The following is a 21,956-nucleotide window of genomic DNA, read 5'->3' as shown; positions in this document are numbered from 1 at the left end:
ATGAAAAGGCAATTTAAAATCTGGACGGCCTTTTTTGGGCTGTCTGCCTTTTCGGCCACATTGCGGGCGCAGAATTCAGACTCCCTGGACCGGCAGCTTCCCTTAAGGACACTACTCTTGCAGGAAGTGCCTGTAAGTCCATCGAAGAATATTTCAGAGGCAGCCAGGGAAATCAGGCAGAATAATTTGCAGGAGCTGACTGACAAGATTCTGGAGTATACTCCTGGGATCAACATGATCCGCAGGGGTAATTTTGCCATGGAGCCCAGCCTGCGTAGCCTAAATGGGGGGCAGATAACCATGAGCATCAACGGCATGCGCATCTTTGGTGCCTGCACCGACAAAATGGATCCAATAAGCTCTTACGTCGAGCCTAATAATCTGGAAAGCTTTTCTGTTTCATACGATCCCGGAGCGAATGCAGCGGGAAGCGGTATAGGCGGCGGCATTGATTTCCGGCTTAAGCAACCATCATTTTCAGATGTACAGCAATGGTCTGGCCGCTTCGGCTCAGGCTTCGAAACAAACGGTGCTGCGGTGCAAACATTAGCGGGCGTCGAATACAGTAATGCTGATCTTGCTTTCCAGGCAAATGGAATTTTCCGCAGAAGCAGCAATTACAGGGCATCCGGAGGCCGTGAAATTCCATTTTCCCAATACCGAAAATGGAATGGAAGTGTCTCGATGATGGTCAGGTCCGGAAAATCAGGCTATCTGAAGGCTGACTACCTTCAGGATGAAGGTTATGACATCGGCTATCCGGCTTTAACGATGGATGTCGCCTTCGCGAAGGCCCGAATTGCCGCTCTCTCATTTGTTCGAAACAGCAGAGCGGGAATGGTACGCTGGGAGACCAAGGGATATTACAACTATATTGATCACGCCATGGACGATACACGAAGGCCTCCGGAGACCGTACCCATGCATATGGACATGCCCGGAACTTCTACTACCTTTGGTGCATTTTCAGTGCTTGATCTGCACCTGAGCGACAGCCACCACATGAAAGTGAAGGTAGACGGCTATCATAACCGGCTTTGGGCAACCATGACGATGTATCCTTCCGATGGTTCTCCTATGTTCATGTACACATTGGCGAACCCGGTTCGAAGCGATTTAGGACTACATATATCAGACGCCATATCACTCAGCAAAAAGCTTACGCTAACACCTTCGGCCCGTTTGGAGTACATGCATGATGCGATCTCGGGAAGTGACGCTAAAGAGCAACTATCCGGTCTTTTTGAAGGTGCCCTTTCACGGAACAGGATGGTTGCTAATCTTAGTATTGCTGCAAGCTTCCAGCCAGATAAAGATTGGTTGCTAAATGCTGCTATAGCCAGGGGTGGAAGGGCAGCCTCGCTACAGGAAGCTTATGCTTTTTACATCTATAACAGGCTGGATGCTTTTGACTACCTGGGAAACCCGGATCTTAGTCAGGAATCATCTCTCAACCTGTCTTTTGGCTCTACTTATCGAAACTCTTCATTAGAGATTTCTACAAATGTATTTGGGTATTTCATTCAGGATTATATCGCGGGAACAATACTGGATGGCTATAGCACGATGACTATTGGTGCAAGCGGTGTAAAGCAATATATAAACGTCGCATCAGCCCGCCTGTATGGAGGAGAAGTGGCCCTTAAGTGGGAACCGATGAATCGGCTGGTTGTAAGTAGTCTGAATACCTTTACCCGTGGATCTGACAACGAAGGTTCCGCTTTACCGCTGATCGCTCCATTTAAAACCATCAATGCGGTAGATTACAATTTCCGCAAAACCTTTTTCAGGATTGAAGGGGTAACTAACGCAGCGCAGAAACATGTAAGTACTCAGAAATATGGCGAAACGATGACTCCCGAATCGACAATTCTCAACCTCCACATGGGAAAACAATTCAGCTTGTCAAAACAGACCAAACTGAAGATCAACCTGAGCGTTGAGAACCTCTTCGATGAGGATTATTTCCAACATCTGGACATCATGAAAATCTCCCGACCGGGACGAAACCTTACTTGTCGGATGACTGTCTTGCTGTAAATCCCATCTCCGACATCCAGCCTTCACACAAATGCGTCCAGTGCTCTGTGGAGCCCGGATTATTTCTTAAGGCGATGGCGTGTCCTCCCTGAGGAAAGACATGCAGACTGGATCGCACGTTATTATCCACGAGGGCTTTATAAAAAAGAAGGGAATTATTAACGCTGACAGATTTATCATTAAAAGCGTGCACAAGAAAAGAGGGAGGCGTGGAAGGGCTGACGTTCAAATGTGGTGAGAAGCGTTCGATAGAGGCTTTGGAAGGGCTTGCACCGAGCAGATTTTTCTTGCTTCCCAAGTGCGCATACTCGCCCAGGTCAATTACGGGAGACACCAGGATACTAAAATTAGGCATTGGCGATATCTGATCCAGGGTGTCGCCGATTGCGGAGATATCTTTCCCGCTAACGCTAGCTAAGGCTGCCAGATGTCCGCCGGCAGATGATCCTTGGATACCGACTTTTTGAGGATCTATTGCCCATTTTGAGGCATTTGCCCTGATCAGCTTGATGGCTCGCTGTGCATCCTGTAAAGGGCCTGTTTCCCGTATTTGTAAATCCGGAGAATTGGGAAGACGATAGTTAAGGACAAACGCGCTGACACCGATAGTATTAAACCATTTCGCAAGCTGCGTGCCGCTGATAACGTAAGCAAGCCTTTCGTATCCGCCTCCTGGGCATATCACGACGGCAGTGCCTTTATTCTCGCTTTGAGAAGGAAAGAACGCATACATTCCCGGAGTGCCTACCTGGAAAATCCTTTCATTGGCTATGCTGTCCTGCAATTTCAGCCCCTTCGAATTCGGCATGCGACCTTCAGGCCATAGAGGTATAAACTCCTGCGCCTGAACCAGAACAGAAAAAAATAATAGAAATAGAAATAATATTGGCATTCGCATATTGATCTTATTGATTTTAGTTTGTGTAAATTCAAATATCTCATCTACGTAAACATTAATGAAATTAAAAGCTAATTATTAATAGAACAGTAGCTCAGACCAGGCACCATTCTTAAGGAAAACCCCGCAATTTTCTACCGGGGGAAAAAAATACTACAGAAATCTTTAATCAGCTATCAAATGACGACAATACATGATTACCTCTTTAACTGTAGCGTTTGAGCCAACCCACACCAAAAGAGCAAAAGGCATTGAATCTTGCACAGGTAGAAACAGGAAATCTGCAGCTCAACTTTGCAAAAGCCAACCCAAAAGAAATAGCTCTTTACGCTATGGATACGGTATCTTTTCAGGCAGAGCAAAAATTAATTGAACTCGAACTCGTAAGCAGAAATGATCTGCCAAACGTCAATGGGTTCAGATTCTCGAAAAAGGCAGTAACATCGAGTTCTCCGTCCGGGACTCTGGAAAAGGAATAGATGAGCGCTACCAGAAACGTCTGTTCGATAGATATTTCCAGGTTCCTACCGACGGAAACAACAAGTCGGGATCAGGTCTCGGCCTGGCCATCTCCAAAGATTTCATAGAAGCTGAAGGTGGAAAGATATGGGTAGAAAGCGCCCCTGGAGAAGGCAGCAGATTCTGCTTTTCCTTACCCAAAGACGGTTGAACTAATCGGTCTATATGTGCTCTTCTACAATCTGCAGAAGCTCATCTATATCGAATGGCTTTTTCATTACGTCGTCAGCACAGGTTTCTTTTATCAACTGTGGCTTCAAATGAGTTGAAAGCGCAACAACAGGAATTTTTCCCAGCTCTGGATTATCTTTAATCGCCTTACACAACGCGGTTCCTTCTTTTGATATATTAATAACATCCAAAAGAATGAGGTTCGGTTTTTCGCTTATGATATATTCGAGTGTCACGTCTTCCGGCCCAATGGCACTTACGGCATAACCGGCATCAACTAATATGTAGGATACGACTTCAAGAATATCCCTATCTCTCTCAATAATCACGACCTTTTTTGTCATAGACAAATATAGTAAAAGGATGTATTAAATATTTTAAAAACAAATTCAGCGAACAGTTGTATCGGGCCTTTATGGTAATTAAAGATCTTTCCTTTTGAAGATCCTCAAAGCGAGCAGCAGGGGCACAGTAATCCATACCATCTGGAAAACAGTAGCAAACAGCATCCCATACCCACTACCGAAGAATTTCTGATAGAGCGCCCCTGTGTATCCCATCAAAGCAGAAATATCAAGCTGGAGCAAGATCATCACCCTGCCCAAATCAACCGGATTTAATGATGTCAGGATAATCATGGCTTTCTCCAACGGATAATCATTAAAGCTGAACAGGAACAGAAGCACCAGCCCATCAAAAATAATCGCACAGTAAAACCAAATCATCAAAGACAGTCCTATCCCCTTCGCCTTGTCACTGGTCATGGTAGCAGCTAAAAACGCCAGGGATACAAACGAAAGGCTGAGCAAGCAGCCGACCAACATCAAAACCAGGGCTGTAACGGAAAAAGCAAACAAGCTGACGGGAACACATACTCCCAAAATGAAAGCACCTAAAATAGATGCGCCTATTCCCACGTATTTACCCAAAAGAATATCTTTCCTGCTGATAGGTTGCGAAACAAGTAGCTCCGTAAACTCGCTCGCATTGAAGATATATGTAGTGGCGAAAACAACGCTTACGAGCGGTACGATAATCATTACAACCGTAGATATACTGACCAGCCCTTTCGTTACATCTGTGTCCATCATAAAGATGCTAACCGATATTAGAGCAAGTAAAGCGGTATAAGCTATCAATACTTTACTCTTTATGATATCAAAAATGATGTATTTCGCAATCTTCCACATAACTTTCAGATTAATGTTTTTATCAGGGCTTTCCCGAGTCTTACTTCTCCCGCTTCGGATTTAATCGCGTCCAACTCCTTAAAAAATCTAACTTTCCCTTCAAACAGATAAAGTATAGATCCGGCTATCTCGTCCACCTCGCTCATGATATGGGATGTAAACAGAACCAGTTTCCCCTTCGCGCTTTGCTCCTTGATTTTCTCTTTGAGATGCTCAGAAGCGAGAGGGTCCAGGCCTGCACTAGGTTCATCCAGAATCAATACTTCCGGATTGAACATAAACGCCAATGCCGCACTCACCTTTTGCCTGGTCCCTCCCGAGAGAGTGTGCATCGGTTTATGAAACATGCTCTCCAGCTTAAATGTCTTTAAAAGGTCTTCATCTTGTGCGTGCTCCTGGCGCAAATCTCTCATCATGTCGAAGATCTGACCCATCTTCATATTCTCCGGATATCGACCAATCTGGGGCATATATCCGATATGTCTTTTATATTCGAACGTATTTGTTACCGGCTGGCCGTTGAAGAGAAGCTCTCCTGCATCGGGCAAAACCATTCCCAAAATAGATTTGATCAGTGTTGTCTTACCAGAGGCATTCGGACCCAGTACAGATACTACTTCACCTCTTCGAAACTTACAATCAATACCCTTCAATACCTCCAGCTTACCAAAGGATTTCTTCAGATCTCTTATTTCTATTATCTCGTCCATTGCTTCATACTTGGAAATTCATCTTTCACCGATTCTGGAGTGAGAGATGGAATAGCTCTTTCTACCTTGTCTAATAAACTCACTATAAAGCTTCGCATCAGCATCACGCTTTGCGGTATTTGTTCGATAATCTGGGCATATAAGCTAACCGGGCGATACGGTATATCTCCCTTCCCATCCTTATTCAGATCGTAACCCTCATATTTGTCCCAGTAGTTGTCCTTAAAACGATTCAGACTTAATGAACCGTTTGTTGTCACGTCAAATGAATTTGACTTGAAGTTATTTTTCTCGAAAGTGCTGTTTACACAGTTGGCCAGAACCCTTAGCCCCCAACCATTGTTGCTGAAGTCGTTCTGATGCACCGAAATATTCTCGCAGCCCTCCATATAGACACCCGTGGTGTTCCTGACAAACCGGTTGCCATTTATCTGACTCGACGTGATGTCCTTCAACAGGAGTCCGTATATGGAACTACCCCAGTTTTCCTGAAATACATTATGCAGCATAGTGATCCGTTTGGAGTACATTACGGCCACTCCCGATCCATTATTCTTAAAAGTATTGTTTCTGTAAGTGTCATCATCAGAGAACATAAAATGCAAACCATAGCGATGATTATTGGCACTTGTATTCCCTTTAATCAAGCTATTATTCACGAACTCAAAGTATATCCCGTCCCGATGACCCGATATCGAATTATTGCTGATAGTTACCCTGCTGCACTTCCATGAATGAATGCCGTTACCCGAATTTATCGCTTCCCGGCTCCCCTTAACGGTGTTACCACTTACCCGAATATTTTTTGAATCCGAAAGGTATATGCCAAAAAAAGTATTGATGAGCCTATTATTGGATACGGTTACGTTATGCACTCTATGCAAGCGAATCCCTGCGAAGTCACGCATATCACCTGACTTTGAATTCCTGATGATAAAGCCGTCAAGCTTTACATTATTCGCTGTTATCGTCACCACCTCTTCCTTCTGTTGCGCGTCCAGGGTAGGATAACCTTTTCCCAGGACGGTAATCTCTTTATCAATGATCGTGTTTAGCGATACATATGTTCCCTTCAGTACCAAAACGGTGTCTCCTTTATCCGCAATCGCAACTGCTGCCCTGAGCGACGAATACGTCTTACCCGGTCCAACAATCAAAGTTTCTCCCATAACTGACACCTGCAGAAGCAGTAAAAGACATAAAGAGGACGCCAGGATTTTCATGCCGTTAGTTTTTAGACGTTTGCTGTAAAAGCTCGTTCCAGCTCAGGACTTTTCCATCAGCGCTTTGCAGGTTATTTTCGGCTAGCTGCATAGATGTAAAAGACGCCAGGTTACCTCCCATCGGCGATTGATAAGCCCTATCTATCAGAAAAAAAGATTTATCAGCATCTATCAATGTCCCGGGATGTGCGAAGTCCGTAGTCATAAATTTATCTGACGCTATATCAACTTTGCTATCAGGACTTTTGATAAAGTCAACCATACATTCAGCAGCATCAAACTTTATGATCTTTCCTTTTTTTGTCACTATTTCGGCCCCGTACTTTTGATCCATTATCGTCATTTTACAATGATCACAAGCATCCCGGCCGTAAGCGATCGGTTCAGGGTTCTGCGTACACGAAATAATCAGAACCAAAGCAATCAAAAACAGGCTATAGCGCTTTCTCATATCTTCTTATTTTTTAATCTCATTTCATGAACCATGACTCCGCCTGCCATTAAAGCGGCGGCCACGACGATTACACCCCCGATATCAGGCAGCGAGCCCGCCAGAAAATTCAGAAGCTGTTTGTATCCTATAAGAGGAGGCTGATAGTTCATACCGGGTACTTTTATGGCAGCCATCGGGTCGAGGTTATGTCCGTAGTCATATTCCCATAGATAGAAATCTGTCAGTCCTACTACCGCGAAAACTACCAAGAGGCCAAACCAGATCTTTAACCAGGTTAATCGCCCGTCGTAGGCAGCGAACAAGCCTACCGCTATGATAAACGCAAACACATAGGGCAGCACTTTAAACTCAACAAAGTCATCCACGATGATATGCTTCATTCCGATATAATGATTCAGGCCGTTGATCTGATCAATATTTCCCGTAATGTTGTTTAGCCAAATTTTCATACCCAGCCCCTCAGGGTATTGAGGTGCTTCAAGAATTATTTGCCATAAGGGTAAGAAATAGGCGCTGATCATTAGCGCAGCACTTATTGCAACGATGATTCTGGATCTGACTTGCATATTTCAAAAGATTAATGGCCAGGACAATGTCCCGGCCATTGTTTATTTCTTAGCTAAAGGATTATTTCCAATCTTGTATGAGATAGGAACATTTGAATTTGCTGGCGATACCCGAACGTATCCTGCCATCTCCTGGTGCAGGGCAGAACAAAAATCCGTACAATAGAACGGGAAGATCGCGCTGCGGTCAGGTGTCCATTTCAACGTCGCTGTTTCGCCCGGCATAACCAGTAGCTCAGCAGTATTCGCCCCCTTAACCGCGAATCCGTGCGGCACATCCCAGTCTTGTTCGAGGTTAGTTAAGTGGAAGTAAACTTCGTCACCTAACTTGATTCCCTCGATATTATCAGGGGCAAGATGTGAACGAATAGCACTCATGTAGACATCCACACGATTTCCTTTTCTCACAACCCGCGTATCCTTTTCCGATTTTACCGCATAAGGATGGTGATTCTCTTCAAGCTTGAAAAACTTCACCTGGTTCTTCGTTATTAAATCCGCTGCAATCGATTGTGCATAGTGCGGCTCACCGATTGTCGGGAAGTCAAGCAACAGCTTCATCTTGTTTCCGGTTATATCAATCAGCTGAGCAGACTGAGTAAGTTCCGGACCAGTTGGGAGGTATCTGTCTTTGGTGATCTTATTCAAGGCTACAACGTACTTACCATACGGCTTTTTATTGTCACCTCCCGGCACGGATAAATGGCCGATGGAATAGTAAGTGGGAATACGATCGATGATCTCACGAGTAGAAACTTTCCATTTTACAATTTCAGAAGAAACGAACATGGAGGTATAGGCATACCCCTGGTCATCAAACTCCGTGTGCAAAGGTCCTAAACCCGGCTTTTCTACTTCACCTTCTAGTACGGAAGCGTACTTTAACACAGGGATACCCATGTCCGCACGCTGATCTTCAAAGTCTTGCTTTTCGATCGCGGCTAGCATCTTTTTAAAGGAGAATACCGGAATAACGGCCGCTAGCTTTCCGCTGGCAACAAAGAATTCGCCATCGGGGCTAACATCAGCGCCATGTGGGGACTTAGGACATGGGATATAATAAACCAGTCCCGGATAGTCTTGCACGTTGAGCATCAGCACATCCTTCATCATGGTAGAGGTGGCAGAATGCGTTTTCTCATCCCATACATTATGTGCGTATTTTGCCGGAACTCGCTTTCCTTTACCCTGTGCTACCAGAGCTTCGGCTTTTTTCCAGTTCACGGCCATAATAAAATCCTTGTCGCGCTGACTTGCATTTACTTCCAGCAATGTGTTTGCCTGTTCGCTATTGTAGGTAGAGAAAAACATCCAGTCTTTTGAAACACCTTTTCCGGCTCTTGCCAGATCATAATTATAGCCTGGAACGATCAGTTGAAAGGCGACGTTCATGGTGCCCTTTTCCTTGTCAACCTTGATGAAGGTCGCTGCCCCCTTGAAATTTTCTTTGTAAGAATCGATTGGAACGTCTTGTGTAGCGTCCATGGGAATGCTGAAACGCGTATTCCCCACAATATACTCAGTATTTTCTGTACAGTATGGAGATGCGTGGTTCCCGCCCACATTAGGTAATTCGATGATTTCCTCAGTCTTAAACGTGGAGAGGTTAATTCTCGCAATTCGTGGAGTGTTGTTGCCGTTGATGAACAGCCAGCGGCCGTCATCCTGACCATTGGTCTTTGACAACTGTGTATGGTGGGCATCATCCCATGGCACGAAGCCATGTGAGGTATTCAGCATAGGCTTTGTTTCTTCCGAATAGCCATAACCGTTTTCTGCATTTTGAGAAAAAACAGGAATGACTTTCAGCAGGCGTCCCGACGGAAGTCCGTACGCAGCAACTTGTCCGCTGAATCCTCCGGAAGCGAACATATACAGCTCATCGTACTTTCCGGGAGCGACATACACCTTTTTAGATGCATCGCCATCTACCGAATCCACTGCCTTTCCTGGCTTACAGGCTGTGAAAGCAACCGAGGCAAGAATGGCTGGCAAGAGCACCTTGCTTAGATTAGTAATTGATTTCATGGTTTTAGGTTTATTTATTTGGAATCATTAACTCGGAAGTACTCCAGGATTGCTCTTGACTCTTCGTCGGAAACGTTCTGGAACGTCATTTGAATAAGATGCTCCTCGAATAACGCTTTTGCTACCGGATCTTTCTTCGTCATTTCCTCCGGATTAGTAATCATGTTCATGATCCACTCCGGTGCACGCTTTTCTGTAATGTTCTTTAAGCCCGGGCCTACTACCTTCTCTTCAGTTGTTTTATGACAGGCTGAACATTTGGAAACGAAGATCGCCTCACCTTTCTCTGCGAGCTTCTTATCAATCGGTCCCATTTCTACTGATGTGAAACGACCAACACCCTTACTGTCGCTCTTCAGTTTGGGATCAACCGAAACTTGTTGTGCGGCCGCAGGGGCAATACTTTCAGAAGTACTCGCCGAGGAAGAATTTTCTGAATTGTTTCCTCCGCATCCATACATCACTAAGATGACGGCGAGAAGAACTCCTAATATTGATACTTTCAAACTTTTCATTTCTATTTATTTATTGTGATTTCTATTTGTGGCCATCGGTCATCAATCGGTGTCAGGAACTATCCAATTTTCTCAGGGTTGGGGTCCGTTTCATAATCGGGCTTGATAAATACCACACCTGGTCATTCTAAAGCGAGTTGAATAAAAACTGACTTGCGTGGAGTTAAAGACAAAAATATCTTTTAATATTTTCTAAAAATATGACTTCCGTCAAGTTTTGCAAGTCAGAGCTGTTAATGCGGGACATAAAACAGCAAACGCCTTAATATCAAGGCGTTTAATTTAAAAGAAAGTCAAAAAAAATTTATTTCGGAAGCTGAATATAAAAGGTGGAGCCTCTACCTTCCTCGCTATCAAACCAGATTGTACCATCATGCCATTCTACGATCGTTTTGATAATTGACATCCCCAGACCAGTCGAGGGTTCTCCCTTAAGGCCGGTTCGGCGGGCGTCACTGAATCTTTCGAATAATGTTGCATGGTACTTTTTAGCAATCCCGATACCATCATCAGCAATGGTAACCAGAACATGGTGCTCCTGCTCTTCCATACCAATGGTGATTTTTCCACCCTCCCTCGTAAACTTTAGCGCGTTTGATACCAGGTTATTGATTACCTGAAGGAATTTATCCTCGTCTACATCCACATAAATGTGCGTCCGGCTCGAAGTAAAATAGATCTGCTTATTGAGTTCCGCCTGATGGTTCAGGTAGTCTTCTGTCTGAATCTTGACCTTCTCGATAAGATCAATGCGCTTCTTCACAAGCTTTACCCCGGCACTTTCCAAAAACTCGTGGTCCATAAAATCTTTTATCAACTTGATGCACCTCAGACTGAACTTATTAACCAATTCTGAGTATTCTCTCACCTTCGCATTTTCCCGGTTTGAAGCCTCTCTACTTAACAAAGTCGATAAATTCCGAATAAAGCCTAAGGGTGCTGCCAGATCGTGGGCGACGATATTGAGGATGGAGTCTTTTTTAGCATTATGCTTACTGATCACATTGAGCTGGCTTTTATAGGTCGTTATATCTTCTGCACACCCCATCAGTAAACGCCCAGATGCTTCCGTGATCAGATATGGAAAAATACGGATGTATCTTTGTGACTCTCGGCGGACGATCCGGCATTCTAAATTACCGACTGTATTGCCCGATAAGCAGGCTTCGCATTGCGAAGCAACATATTTCTGATCTTCCGGATGAACCATTGCCAATAATAATGGAATAGTGGGCTGTACATCTAAATCAAAAAAATCGATAAAAGCTGGGTTCAGATAAATGAATCGGTTTTCTTCCACATGATAAGAAAAATACAGTTGATCAGAAGCCTCTGTCAGCGAATACAATGCATTGGGTACATCCATAGTCGGGAAAGTATTTTGGGTGATTAGATACCAGATATTACTAACTACAATAAGGATGATAAGTTTTAGTTATGCGGTTGATGTGCATTTTTGCCTACTTTCGCAGAAAGTTTAAATCTAATTTATGCTCAATAGAGTTGTAGTTACAGGAATGGGCGTCATCAGCCCCTTAGGTGCAACCGCCTCAGCGTTCTGGCGGGCGATAGTAGCAGGCGAAAGTTCGGCAGCACCGATTACTCATTTCGATGCCTCAGAATTTCGCACACGTTTTGCATGCGAAGTAAAGGATTTTAACGCTTCAGCATATCTGGATAGAGGCGACATAAAACGAACCGATTTGTTTACTCAGTATGCCCTTATCGCGTCTGACGAAGCTATAAAAGATTCGGGCATAGACCTGAAAGACATGGACCCTTTTGATGCCGGAGTGATCTGGGGATCAGGCCAGGGAGGCATGCAGACATTTGAAGACCAGGTAACGGAATATGTCAATGGCGATGGAAAACCCCGGTTCAGTCCTTTCTTTGTACCAAAGCTCATCGCCAACATGGCCTCCGGAATGATCTCCATCCGCAACGGTTATATGGGTATCAATTATACTACTGTATCAGCATGTGCAACCTCGAATACAGCAATCATGGACGCCTACAACTATATCCGTTTAGGCCAGGCCAAGGTGATCGTTACGGGTGGTTCCGAGGCTCCGATTACACCCGCTTCTTTCGGAGGATTCAGCTCCATGAAGGCCATGTCTGCGCGGAATGACGATCCTAAAACAGCATCTCGTCCGTTTGATGTGGAGCGTGATGGTTTCGTAATGGGTGAAGGCGCAGGTGCGCTTGTATTGGAAGATTACGAACAAGCCGTTAAACGTGGCGCGCACATCTATGGCGAAATCGTTGGAGCCTCCATGACAGCAGATGCTTATCACATGACCGCCACACATCCTGAAGGTATTGGAGCGGCAAAAGCGATGGAAAAAGCGCTCGCCGAAGCATCTATGTCAATCAAAGATGTCGATTATATCAATCTGCATGCTACCTCTACCCCAGTAGGAGACCTTTCGGAGATTAATGCCTTGCTTAAACTTACTCAGGGAGAAAAACTGAAGTTTAAAATGAGTGCAACAAAATCTATGACCGGACACCTCCTCGGTGCAGCTGGTGCAGTCGAGGCAGTAATCTGTCTGTTAGGAATGCGTGATCAGGTTATTCCACCTACCATAAACACCCAACAACTTGACCCCGCAGTCCACGATAGCCTTAGTGTAGTGCTTGGAGAAACTATCGATGCTCCGGTAAAAGTAGCCATGAGCAATACGTTTGGTTTTGGTGGGCACAATGGAATCGTCGTATTCAAGGCCGTCTAAGCATTGAATCGATGAAAATTTGACACTTTCTACTGAAAAAATTTCAAGCAAACTGAACTTTTTTCAGTAGAAAGTATTAAAATCCCCGCTGGCATACCTCTTGTACATCGTCTTGTGTATTAAAAATTATAAGTTAACTCTAGTTGAATCATTAATTATTTAAGGAGGAAAATCAAGATGACACTTGTTAAATTTAATTCCGACAAGAAAAACAACGCATTAATGCCAGGCTTTAATGATGTTTTCGATTCTATCTTTAACGACACATTTTTCACAGACCGTACCGTAATGCGTGTACCGGCCGCTAACATCAGCGAAACAGAAGACAACTTCCACATAGAGCTGGCTGCCCCTGGTCTGAAGAAAGAAGATTTCAATATCAATCTCGACAGAAACGTTTTGAGCATCTCTGCTGAACTGCGTTCTGAGCATAAAGACAATCAAAAGAATTACAGCAAGCGCGAGTACAGTTATAATTCCTTCGTCAGATCCTTCACACTGCCCGAAAGCGCAGACGATAATGGCATCGAAGCAGAGTATGTTAACGGCGTACTGAAGATCAGTATTGCTAAAAGAGAAGAAGCAAAATCTGTGCGCCGACAGATCGACATTAAATAACAATTCTTTTTCTCAAAATATTAGAGGCCGGTCATGAATATGACCGGCCTCTAATATTTTCTGATCTACACTTTATTTTTCCCACCAAACCTTTGTATGGATATTATCTCCGCCTATTCGATCCGCGGCGATCTTATAATTCTCGGGATTGAACTGGCGGACATCGCTATGATACATAAAACGGGTAGGCATCATCCCGTCATGAAGCATATAAGGCGTTTTTGGCAACTTAGGAAAACCCGTCCTTCTATATTCAAACCATTGCTGGTAATCATTAAAAAACAACGCGATGTATTTCTGATTCATGACCTGTTCAAGAGTACCATTAAATGCCGCCACCGGATTCTGGAAATAATTGGCGGGCATTATACCGTTCTTCCATTGAGTAACTGCCGCCGTTACCGCACGTTCATAAGCCATTTTCGCAGCCGTTTGATCTCCTGTCATCAAAGCAACTTCTGCTTTAATAAATTCGACTTCTGCATAAGTCATTAAGACTTCATAGATTTCCGTTCCAACAGCACTAGGATACATCAGGTCCCCATTAGGACTACTAGGTGTATAGTTGAACTGAGATACGTCTCCCGAATGCGCAGACGGGATGCCTCTAAAACCGATATCAACAGGCTTACCATCCACAATCTGACTAGCCCTCGTCATGAATAAGGCTCTTCTCGGATCCTGCAAGCCATTCAGCATGTCAACAAAGAACTCGCTCATTGCCTCAGAATTCACATAGTCCTGACGACGGCTCCAGGCATAATCATACGGAGCAATCCCCGATATTTTAACTAACGCTGCTTCCGCATTACTCGAAAACACCGGATACTTCAAAGGATCAGCAATCATGGCCTTCAGGCGTTCATAGCTATTAAATTCCGTTCTTTTGGAAACCCTCAAAAGCATACGCATCAAAAGAGAGTTGTTGAACTTTCTCCACTTCAGCTTGTCGTTGTTGTAAAGCAAATCGCTGCCAGACATTACGCCTTCACCTGCATAGATGGTGTTTGCTTCTTCGAGCTCGGCAATAAGCCTGGTATAAATCTCCTCCTGCGTATCAAACTTTGGCTGACTGATGTTCTCTTCAGCTCTCAGCGCTTCAGAAAATGGGACATCCCCAAAACTGTCGGTCAGGATACCGCCAATGTAAGCCTTCAGAGTGATCGCAACAGCACGATACGCAGGCTGGGCGTATACATCTGCAGCTGCTTCCATTTCCCTGATATTACGCAGGTATCTGTAAGTCGTGTTCCAGGTACCATTACCTGCGGATTCTGAAACATCATAACGATGAGCCCCCAATTGCACACTTGGATTGGGGAGGCCTACCTGCATCATTTGCCAGGTAAAGTCATAACTTCTCACGGTAAAATAGTTACTCATTCCATAAATAGTAGGTGTAAGCAAACTACCCGGAGTTACCTTCTCAATCAGGTTCGGATTGGTATTCAAGTCTTCAAAATCCTTGGTACAAGAAGAAAGTACCATGATGTGGATGAATGTAAAAACTGCGATTATAATTCGTTTCATTATTATATTTTTAGTGGCTTCTTCAAGCGCGATCGTACAATTTTAATTAGCTAAAAACTGCTACAACGTAAGTCTGAGGTTTAATCCGAAGGTTCGTGTGCTCGGCATCTGACCCATTTCAACACCCGGCATGATGCTCGACCCATTGAAGGCAGCCGTCTCCGGATCGAAGATCGGGAAGTCAGAAATTACCGCCAGGTCCCTTCCGTATAAGGCAACACTAGCACCCGCTATCCTGGCCTTGTCCAGGATACTTTTTGGCAGGTTGAACTCCAGCCGGACTTCTCTTAACTTGAGATAAGATGCATCGAAGCTGTTAGTTTCTACATTGGCCCTGCGGTAGTAATCCGAATACCAGGTATTGATGTTGACCTTTGTGGTATTTGGCGAGTAGCTGCCATCTGCATTTAACACAACACCCTCACCTACCACTTTACCCTCTTCTCTGCCTGCCAGCGTATGTCTCAGCTTTCCGGTCTCAGTAAGCTTATGATGCGTCTGCGAGTAGACGATGCCGCCGTATTGCCCGTCGATCAAAGCACTCAGCTTCCAGTTTTTGTATCTGAATTCATTATTAAAGCCCCCCTTCCAGTCCGCGTACGCATTCCCGATTTTGACTTTTTCTGTAGGCCTCAGAGCAAGGCCCGTCGATTGATTGAAGATAACTTGACCGTCTTCGTTTCTGACGAGGCCGAATCCCCACAAATCACCTGTCGAACCGTTCTTCGTCACGATAGTCTGCACCGCCCCAGCACCGCTGGATGCAATGATCTGCTGATAGCCTTCCACATCCTCACTAAGTTTTAACACTTTGTTGCGATTCATAGACCACGTTATGGTCGATGTCCATCCAAAATCCTTACTTACTACAGGTCTTGCATTCAACATGACCTCCGCGCCCCGGTTACGGATGACACCTCCGTTAATCCAGGCCTGACTGAAGCCCGTTGTTACATCAAGAGGGACAGACAATACCTGGTTTTTGGTTGTTGTTTGATAAAGATTAACATCAGCATCTATCCGGCTATTAAATAAAGCGAAGTTAACGCCACCTTCCCATGATTCTGTTCTCTCAGGCTTCAAATTTGCATTATGCAATACGCTCGGAGCGTCTGCCGAACCTGGAAACACCGAAGTGTTGTAATATTTGCGCGTTTGATAAGGATCTGTATCTGAGCCCACCTGCGCCCAGGACAGGCGAAGCTTAGCAAAGGAAATAGCTCTTGGTAAAGTAAAGATGTCGCTTATTATATAGCTAGAACTCACAGAGGGATAGAAATAAGAATTGTTCCCGTCAGGCAAAGTCGATGACCAATCATTACGCCCCGTAATATCAACAAACACCTTATCGTCCCATCCAAAGTTCATCAGTCCATAAACGCTGTTCACCTTCTTCTCTATCAGCTCATTTTCAGCAACCGCGGAAGTTAGCGCGTTGGACAGCTTATACACACCCGGCAGCAACAAGCCCCTTGCGATACCACCGTTCTCCTTTAGTCTCCTGCTCATTAAATTCCCCCCAAGGGAGGCCTGTATACCCAGCTTTGGAACGATTTTATCTTTGAAGGTCAGCATCGCATCTGTGTTCGATTCGAAAAAGCTGACGTCCTGCTGCTTATAGTAACCAAGCGGAAAATTAGCCGTATCGAAAGTTCTGCGCATTTCTCTCTGATCCTGACGGCTGCTTAACCCCGACCGGAACATCACGTTCCATTTATCATTGAATGTATATATCCCCTGCAGGTTTCCGTCAATATTATGACTGTTGATACCATTGGTCATTTCATGCGCTATGAGATACGGATTCTCAATATAGGAGCTAAAGGGATGAATCTGCTGAATTTGCTCCTGGCCTTGTTGCCACCGCGGCTCATACCATTTAACCGGAATACTTGGATTTTGAAGAATCATAAAGTAAGCTACGCTCTGGTTATTATAACCCGTCCCCGGTACGTTATCGCTTGATTTGTTGGTATAGGAAAATTTTCCATTCAACTGCAGCTTATCTGATAGCTCCATACTGGTATTTAGAGATGCCGCCATTCTTTCAAATCCGGTATTCGGCATTATCCACTCATTCTTGGTATGCGTTAACGACCCGCGCGCAGTAAATCGATCATTTCCTCCATCCAGAGACAATGAGTTTTGAAAAGTCGATCCTGTTCTCCAGAAATCCTTGATGCTCCCGTCTTCGTAGGGGATCCAGGGAGTTCGTGTAAGTCCCTGAGTTCCTGTTGCCGGATCGTATTGAAAATAAGACTGTCCATTAAACTTTGGTCCCCATGCACTGGAGGTGCCGCCTGTGCTGACACCATCTTCTGATGCGCCATAAGAGTAATAAAGTTCGCCAGCAGCATTTCTGTTATTATTGCCCTGCCCATATTCGTACTGATAATCCGGCCAGCGCAAGACATCGTTAAAGCTGGAATTGGAGTTGAATGATATGCCGAGACCACCTTTTCTGGCTTTCCCAGACTTGGTCGTGATGATGAGGGCCCCGTTGTTAGCCCGGCTACCATAGAGTGCTGCCGCAGCCGCCCCTTTCAAAACAGTCACCGACTCAATATCGTCGGGATTAAGATCTGAAACACCGTTTCCGAAATCAACCGGCACATCATTGTCGCCACCCGCTGAAACTGCGCCGTACGCGTCATTCACGCCGGAAGTAATCGTGCCCGAGGTCATCGGGACACCGTCAATAACGATCAATGCGTCATTTCCATTAGGTTTCAATGAGCGGTCGCCCCGCAGGTTAATACGGGTACTGTTAAACGGTCCGGAACCACCCTGCGTAAGTGTCAAGCCCGGAACCTTTCCTTTTAAAGCGTCAGACCAGTTATTGGATGGAACGTCGGCAATCGCTTCGCCCTCCACCTTCGTGATTCCATAACCTAACGATTTTTCCTCACGCTCTATACCCAAGGCGGTTACTACCACTTCGTTGAGCGCATTGCTGTTAGAGCTCATGCTAATGATAAGGCTCTGGTTTCCCGCAGCTGCCACATGCTTCGCTGTGGCGTACCCGATCATATTAAAAAACAATACGGCATCTTTAGGCACCCTCAAATTAAATTCACCATTAGCTCCGGTGGCACCAAGCGCTCTCCGCGTCTGATCCGTAATCGTTACTCCGGGTAACGGCAACCCGTCCTGACCATCCTTTACCGTACCTTTCACGGTGATAATTTCTTGCTGCTCCCTAACGTTCAACGCATTGAACGTGCCGAAACTTTCAGCCTGAAGACTTTGTGCGCATGCCGCCAACACTGAAAAAGCAATCAGTCTGACTCCTTTGCTAACTCGATTTTTACGTGGAAAAGTGCTTTTCATTATACTTCTTTACAAACCTTTTTGACCGGGCACCTCGATGGTAGCTTCCGGTTGATGCGGCAAATGTCCGCTTCGCTTGTAAAGTGATTGTTAAGCCAGGATTACTATACATCCCGGTCAGATTTTCGCAACAAATTAGTAATCTTCTTTCCGATCAGTGTATAATTCTGTGGCGGCGATTGTGTAGCATACATGCCGCGAAGGCTGCTTAAATTTATAGTAACTCCTAACCGTTGATAAACTACACTCATATGATATCTCTTGAACTAAACAAGTCAAAAGTTGCACTCCTACCAGAACAGCATTTCACTCAGATGCTCCCCAGAAATGTTGATATGATAAGCGAAAAGCACTTAGAACACGAACGTGTACCATCAAACATCTCCTGGTTGAAAGCCATCTGGACTGTTTTGATAGCCTCATGCTTCCTGGTAAAATCGGGATTTAGAAATTAAAAAAAAATGTATAACTGCGCGTAGATTGTGGAGGAACTTAAATTATGATGAAAATTCTACTTCCCGTTATTGGCCTTTTCCTGGTCTTGACATCCTGCAAAAAAACTAAGTTCGAAGGAGATCCGACTAAGGACTTCCATGGTGTGAAATTTACGATGTCGATATCAGACCAAAATATCCTCGAACCATCGTCCACGAGCCTTCCGCCTGCTGCTGACCCCAAAACTGTAGCGAAGCTTTCCGACTATTTTGACAAACTGGAATATTACCTGTACAATTCAAGAGGCACCAGGCTTGCGAATCAAAATATGGAGGCGGACCAGTCAGCTATTGGTTTTAAAATTCCTACTATCAGTCTTCCATCAGGAACGTACACCGTAGTTTTTTTAGGCAGACGGGAAAAGAGCAATGGACATTCTGCTCAAATTTACTTCGGAGACGACCAGGGGAACCCATACCTCGCCCATTCTATCCCAAGGGAAGTGTGCGATCTGTTCTATAGCTCACAAGAATTTGAAGTTAAAGATAAGGACACCCAAATCGACGTCGCATTAAGACGCCCTGGTGGTAAATTCAAAGTGATTATCGAAGACGATACGACAGCTCATTTTGAAAGAATAGAGATGCTGGTTAACGGATATACCTTATTCTATCCAAAAAGCGACAACCTCGCCCAAAAAAAGGACATCAGTCTGTCAATTTTAAAGAACTACCTAACATCGTTTGAAAGCGTTAACGGGGTAAGCGTACCCAAGCAGACCTATATAGACCGGAGCTATGAAAACTTTGTCTTTACAAACTCAGCTAACGCAACATCGGTGAATGCCACTATAGTTGCTTACGACGGGGCCAACAACCTTCTCACACAAAAAACATTGAACAACATAGTGGTGGAGCGGAATAAGACCACTACAGTAAAGTTAAAGCTTTCCCAATAGGTTTCATCACTTTTGCGCCATAACAAAGTTTCCAAAGTACACTTTCGATTGCTGATCATAAGAAAACGGAGCGGTCAGGTAGAAGAATTTAGGCACATTGGTTTTAAACATCTTTGTGTCGAGGACCTTTGACTTGTTGATATATACGCTCATATTTTCTCCCTCCACTTCGATCGCAACGTGTATTAAGGCGTTTGCATAATTAGCGAATGGATACTTCAGGTTGTTAAAGACTTTCGTATCACTGCTTGAGCTGGTCACTTCCCTGTTATGAAAATGTAGCTGAATGTTGGCAATAGCATTTCCGTTATAAGCATCTGTCAGATGATTTTTAACAGAGTTGTCTCTGGCGAATCCAAAAGACATACTGCCGATATCTGCAGCTTCTGCACTTCTGGTAATCAGGTCGAATTCTATGGTGAAGGCGCCGGGGGTATTGAACAAACTGTCGATTTTGTATGTTGACTTTTCTGAGAGAGCCAGCCATTTACCTGGAATATCCGGAATGGATACGATACTTCCGGAGCCACTTGATTTCCACTTCTTTGCCATTCTTCCCGAAGCATCCGTCTTGAAGTCCGATTCAAATATAACGGCACTACCAGGAGTGAATGCATACACTTCATCTACTACAGGCACGTTCTGAGCAGAAGGATCACCTGCGCTCTGGTTCACAGTTTTTGAGCTTTTTCCATCGAGAACTTCCTCGATTTTTTTATTCGCCTTATCCTCCAGCGTTCGCTGCATTTTTTTCCATACTTGCGCCTGCGTGGATACATGACTGAGAAGTAGCAGGCCGCATCCGATAATTATTTTCATGGTCATAGAAGTAGTTATGTTATTCAAAAATATCATTTCCCCCACAATTTTGTATCGTTTCGCAATAATTTCTTAAATATCCACGAAAACCCTTATACAGCGGATGATGTTTCATATTATACGATGATACCACGAAATAAACACTCCCTTCAGGATGCTATTCGAAAAAACTATGCACAACTCAGAACCGAGTTAGGTCAAGATCTCGCTCCAATCAGTGATTTGCCAGAGCTTGACGGCCATGTTAAAGGAACAAAGATGAGCTTGAACAATCTGGTGGCCTATCTGAATGGTTGGGGACAGCTGGTGTTAAAGTGGATTGACAAAACAGACAAGAGAGAAACTGTGCATTTACCGGAGACTGGCTACAAATGGAATCAACTGGGTCTTCTAGCTCAAAAATTCTACACTGATCACGAAGCTGACGATTATCTTACGCTATGCAGGAAACTTGATGAAACCGTAGAGTGCGTTCAGCTGCTTATCGAGAGCAAAACCAATGAACAGCTGTATGTCAAATCGTGGTATAAACAATGGCCGCTCGGAAGAATGATTCAATTCAACACGTCGTCTCCTTACACTAATGCAACTATAAGAATCCGCAAATGGAAAAAGATCAGGATTCAGCAGGAGCAATCACCCTGACGACCTTTATGTATCTCTTGAGATATTTCTCGTTGAGTGCGGTCTCCGTCACTCCATACGCTTTACCTGACGTAGAATGTATAAAACGAAGCGTTTCGCCGGGGTCGGACACAACCATTCCAATATGTCCAATATTCCTGATTTTAGGATTCGTGCCGGTGAACAAGATCAAGTCGCCGGGGAGCGCGCTTTTTAGATCAATCGTCCTGCCCGCTTTTGCAAAGGCGGCTGAGCTGCGCGGCACAGCAATTTGAAAATTCCTGAAAACATAGTGGATAAATCCAGAGCAGTCAAACCCGGTCTTGGGATTAGCCGATGCATACTTATATTTGACACCAGTTAGGGAACGTGCAAATTCGATGATTTTTGATTGCAAACGTGCTGCGTCTGAAATATTTTCGACCGGACTGCCGGCGACGACCGTACCGGCTTTTACAGAATTTGTTAAATGCAATAGTGGTGGCGAGCTTAAAAGCAAAACCAGCATCAAAAATCTCTTCATAGTAGTTACAAAGGCGCAAAGATAGCAAATAGCAAACACCCTCTGTTAAATCACACCCTATTTCAACCCT

General features: G+C 44.5%; 21 protein-coding genes. 7 read left to right on the top strand and 14 right to left on the bottom strand.

The window, feature by feature from the left end; genetic code table 11:
* Nucleotides 1-2,040: a TonB-dependent receptor plug domain-containing protein gene (locus tag B0I27_RS00870; RefSeq protein ID WP_106290448.1), complete on the top strand. Its 2,040-nt coding sequence runs from the start codon at nucleotides 1-3 to the stop codon at nucleotides 2,038-2,040.
* Here the strand turns inward: B0I27_RS00870 and B0I27_RS00865 are convergent.
* Complete coding sequence (locus B0I27_RS00865) at nucleotides 2,012-2,932, bottom strand: alpha/beta hydrolase (RefSeq protein ID WP_245925390.1); 921 nt, start codon at nucleotides 2,930-2,932, stop codon at nucleotides 2,012-2,014. The genes B0I27_RS00870 and B0I27_RS00865 overlap by 29 nt on opposite strands.
* Before the next feature lie 224 nt (nucleotides 2,933-3,156).
* Between B0I27_RS00865 and B0I27_RS17695 the strand changes: the two genes are divergently transcribed.
* Both B0I27_RS17695 and B0I27_RS17690 read left to right on the top strand, forming a co-directional pair.
* Nucleotides 3,157-3,417, top strand: coding sequence for a hypothetical protein (locus tag B0I27_RS17695; protein ID WP_245925389.1), 261 nt, complete (start codon nucleotides 3,157-3,159; stop codon nucleotides 3,415-3,417).
* On the top strand, nucleotides 3,360-3,608 hold the full coding sequence (locus B0I27_RS17690) for a sensor histidine kinase (protein ID WP_342751866.1): 249 nt from the start codon (nucleotides 3,360-3,362) through the stop codon (nucleotides 3,606-3,608). The genes B0I27_RS17695 and B0I27_RS17690 overlap by 58 nt, the downstream gene beginning before the upstream one ends.
* Nucleotides 3,609-3,618: 10 nt before the next feature.
* Here the strand turns inward: B0I27_RS17690 and B0I27_RS00855 are convergent, their stop codons facing one another.
* The 9 genes from B0I27_RS00855 to B0I27_RS00815 all read right to left on the bottom strand — a co-directional run bounded on the left by B0I27_RS00855 (nucleotide 3,619) and on the right by B0I27_RS00815 (nucleotide 11,680).
* Nucleotides 3,619-3,972, bottom strand: coding sequence for a response regulator (locus tag B0I27_RS00855; RefSeq protein WP_106290444.1), 354 nt, complete (start codon nucleotides 3,970-3,972; stop codon nucleotides 3,619-3,621).
* Nucleotides 3,973-4,050: 78 nt separating this feature from the next.
* Nucleotides 4,051-4,818, bottom strand: a complete 768-nt coding sequence (locus B0I27_RS00850; RefSeq protein WP_106290442.1) for an ABC transporter permease — start codon at nucleotides 4,816-4,818, stop codon at nucleotides 4,051-4,053.
* A 5-nt stretch (nucleotides 4,819-4,823) separates the two neighbouring features.
* Nucleotides 4,824-5,528, bottom strand: a complete 705-nt coding sequence (locus B0I27_RS00845) for an ABC transporter ATP-binding protein (protein ID WP_106290440.1) — start codon at nucleotides 5,526-5,528, stop codon at nucleotides 4,824-4,826.
* Nucleotides 5,516-6,751 carry a nitrous oxide reductase family maturation protein NosD gene (locus B0I27_RS00840; RefSeq protein WP_106290438.1) on the bottom strand — a complete coding sequence of 412 codons (1,236 nt, stop codon included), beginning with the start codon at nucleotides 6,749-6,751 and terminating at the stop codon, nucleotides 5,516-5,518. The genes B0I27_RS00845 and B0I27_RS00840 overlap by 13 nt, the downstream gene beginning before the upstream one ends.
* 4 nt (nucleotides 6,752-6,755) lie before the next feature.
* Complete coding sequence (locus tag B0I27_RS00835) at nucleotides 6,756-7,202, bottom strand: nitrous oxide reductase accessory protein NosL (protein WP_106290436.1); 447 nt, start codon at nucleotides 7,200-7,202, stop codon at nucleotides 6,756-6,758.
* Nucleotides 7,199-7,771 carry a hypothetical protein gene (locus B0I27_RS00830; RefSeq protein WP_106290434.1) on the bottom strand — a complete coding sequence of 191 codons (573 nt, stop codon included), beginning with the start codon at nucleotides 7,769-7,771 and terminating at the stop codon, nucleotides 7,199-7,201. The genes B0I27_RS00835 and B0I27_RS00830 overlap by 4 nt, the downstream gene beginning before the upstream one ends.
* A 42-nt stretch (nucleotides 7,772-7,813) precedes the next feature.
* Nucleotides 7,814-9,799: a Sec-dependent nitrous-oxide reductase gene (gene nosZ / locus B0I27_RS00825; RefSeq protein WP_106290432.1), complete on the bottom strand. Its 1,986-nt coding sequence runs from the start codon at nucleotides 9,797-9,799 to the stop codon at nucleotides 7,814-7,816.
* 14 nt (nucleotides 9,800-9,813) lie between these two features.
* Entirely contained in the window at nucleotides 9,814-10,314 is a 501-nt protein-coding gene (locus B0I27_RS00820; protein WP_219904952.1) for a c-type cytochrome, read from the bottom strand.
* Between the two features lie 304 nt (nucleotides 10,315-10,618).
* The gene (locus tag B0I27_RS00815) at nucleotides 10,619-11,680 is read right to left on the bottom strand and encodes a PAS domain-containing sensor histidine kinase (protein ID WP_106290428.1); all 1,062 of its coding nucleotides are present in this window, start codon (nucleotides 11,678-11,680) and stop codon (nucleotides 10,619-10,621) included.
* Between the two features lie 124 nt (nucleotides 11,681-11,804).
* Here B0I27_RS00815 and fabF point away from each other — a divergent pair, with 124 nt between their 5' ends.
* Nucleotides 11,805-13,049 carry a beta-ketoacyl-ACP synthase II gene (gene fabF, locus B0I27_RS00810; RefSeq protein ID WP_106290426.1) on the top strand — a complete coding sequence of 415 codons (1,245 nt, stop codon included), beginning with the start codon at nucleotides 11,805-11,807 and terminating at the stop codon, nucleotides 13,047-13,049.
* 177 nt (nucleotides 13,050-13,226) lie between these two features.
* The gene (locus B0I27_RS00805) at nucleotides 13,227-13,667 is read left to right on the top strand and encodes an Hsp20/alpha crystallin family protein (protein WP_106290424.1); all 441 of its coding nucleotides are present in this window, start codon (nucleotides 13,227-13,229) and stop codon (nucleotides 13,665-13,667) included.
* A gap of 72 nt (nucleotides 13,668-13,739) precedes the next feature.
* On the opposite strand, the gene B0I27_RS00800 is transcribed toward B0I27_RS00805, so the two are convergent.
* Entirely contained in the window at nucleotides 13,740-15,197 is a 1,458-nt protein-coding gene (locus tag B0I27_RS00800; RefSeq protein ID WP_106290422.1) for a SusD/RagB family nutrient-binding outer membrane lipoprotein, read from the bottom strand.
* Nucleotides 15,198-15,257: 60 nt separating this feature from the next.
* A complete protein-coding gene (locus B0I27_RS00795) occupies nucleotides 15,258-18,527 on the bottom strand; it encodes a SusC/RagA family TonB-linked outer membrane protein (RefSeq protein ID WP_106290420.1) in 3,270 nt (1,089 codons plus the stop codon).
* A gap of 499 nt (nucleotides 18,528-19,026) precedes the next feature.
* On the opposite strand from B0I27_RS00795, the gene B0I27_RS00790 reads away from it, so the two are divergent.
* Nucleotides 19,027-19,920: a FimB/Mfa2 family fimbrial subunit gene (locus B0I27_RS00790; RefSeq protein WP_106290418.1), complete on the top strand. Its 894-nt coding sequence runs from the start codon at nucleotides 19,027-19,029 to the stop codon at nucleotides 19,918-19,920.
* 6 nt (nucleotides 19,921-19,926) lie between these two features.
* Here the strand turns inward: B0I27_RS00790 and B0I27_RS00785 are convergent, their stop codons facing one another.
* The gene (locus B0I27_RS00785) at nucleotides 19,927-20,739 is read right to left on the bottom strand and encodes a hypothetical protein (protein WP_245925388.1); all 813 of its coding nucleotides are present in this window, start codon (nucleotides 20,737-20,739) and stop codon (nucleotides 19,927-19,929) included.
* 123 nt (nucleotides 20,740-20,862) lie between these two features.
* Here B0I27_RS00785 and B0I27_RS00780 point away from each other — a divergent pair, with 123 nt between their 5' ends.
* Nucleotides 20,863-21,384: a ClbS/DfsB family four-helix bundle protein gene (locus tag B0I27_RS00780; RefSeq protein WP_106290414.1), complete on the top strand. Its 522-nt coding sequence runs from the start codon at nucleotides 20,863-20,865 to the stop codon at nucleotides 21,382-21,384.
* On the opposite strand, the gene B0I27_RS00775 is transcribed toward B0I27_RS00780, so the two are convergent.
* A complete protein-coding gene (locus B0I27_RS00775) occupies nucleotides 21,356-21,886 on the bottom strand; it encodes a C40 family peptidase (protein WP_106290412.1) in 531 nt (176 codons plus the stop codon). The genes B0I27_RS00780 and B0I27_RS00775 overlap by 29 nt on opposite strands.
* Nucleotides 21,887-21,956: the final 70 nt, after the last annotated feature.

The sequence above is a fragment of the Arcticibacter pallidicorallinus genome (assembly GCF_003002875.1).
Classification (GTDB): Bacteria; Bacteroidota; Bacteroidia; order Sphingobacteriales; family Sphingobacteriaceae; genus Arcticibacter; species Arcticibacter pallidicorallinus.
The sequence above is the reverse complement of the archived record's forward strand: the minus strand, read 5'-3'. Positions and strand labels throughout refer to the sequence as shown.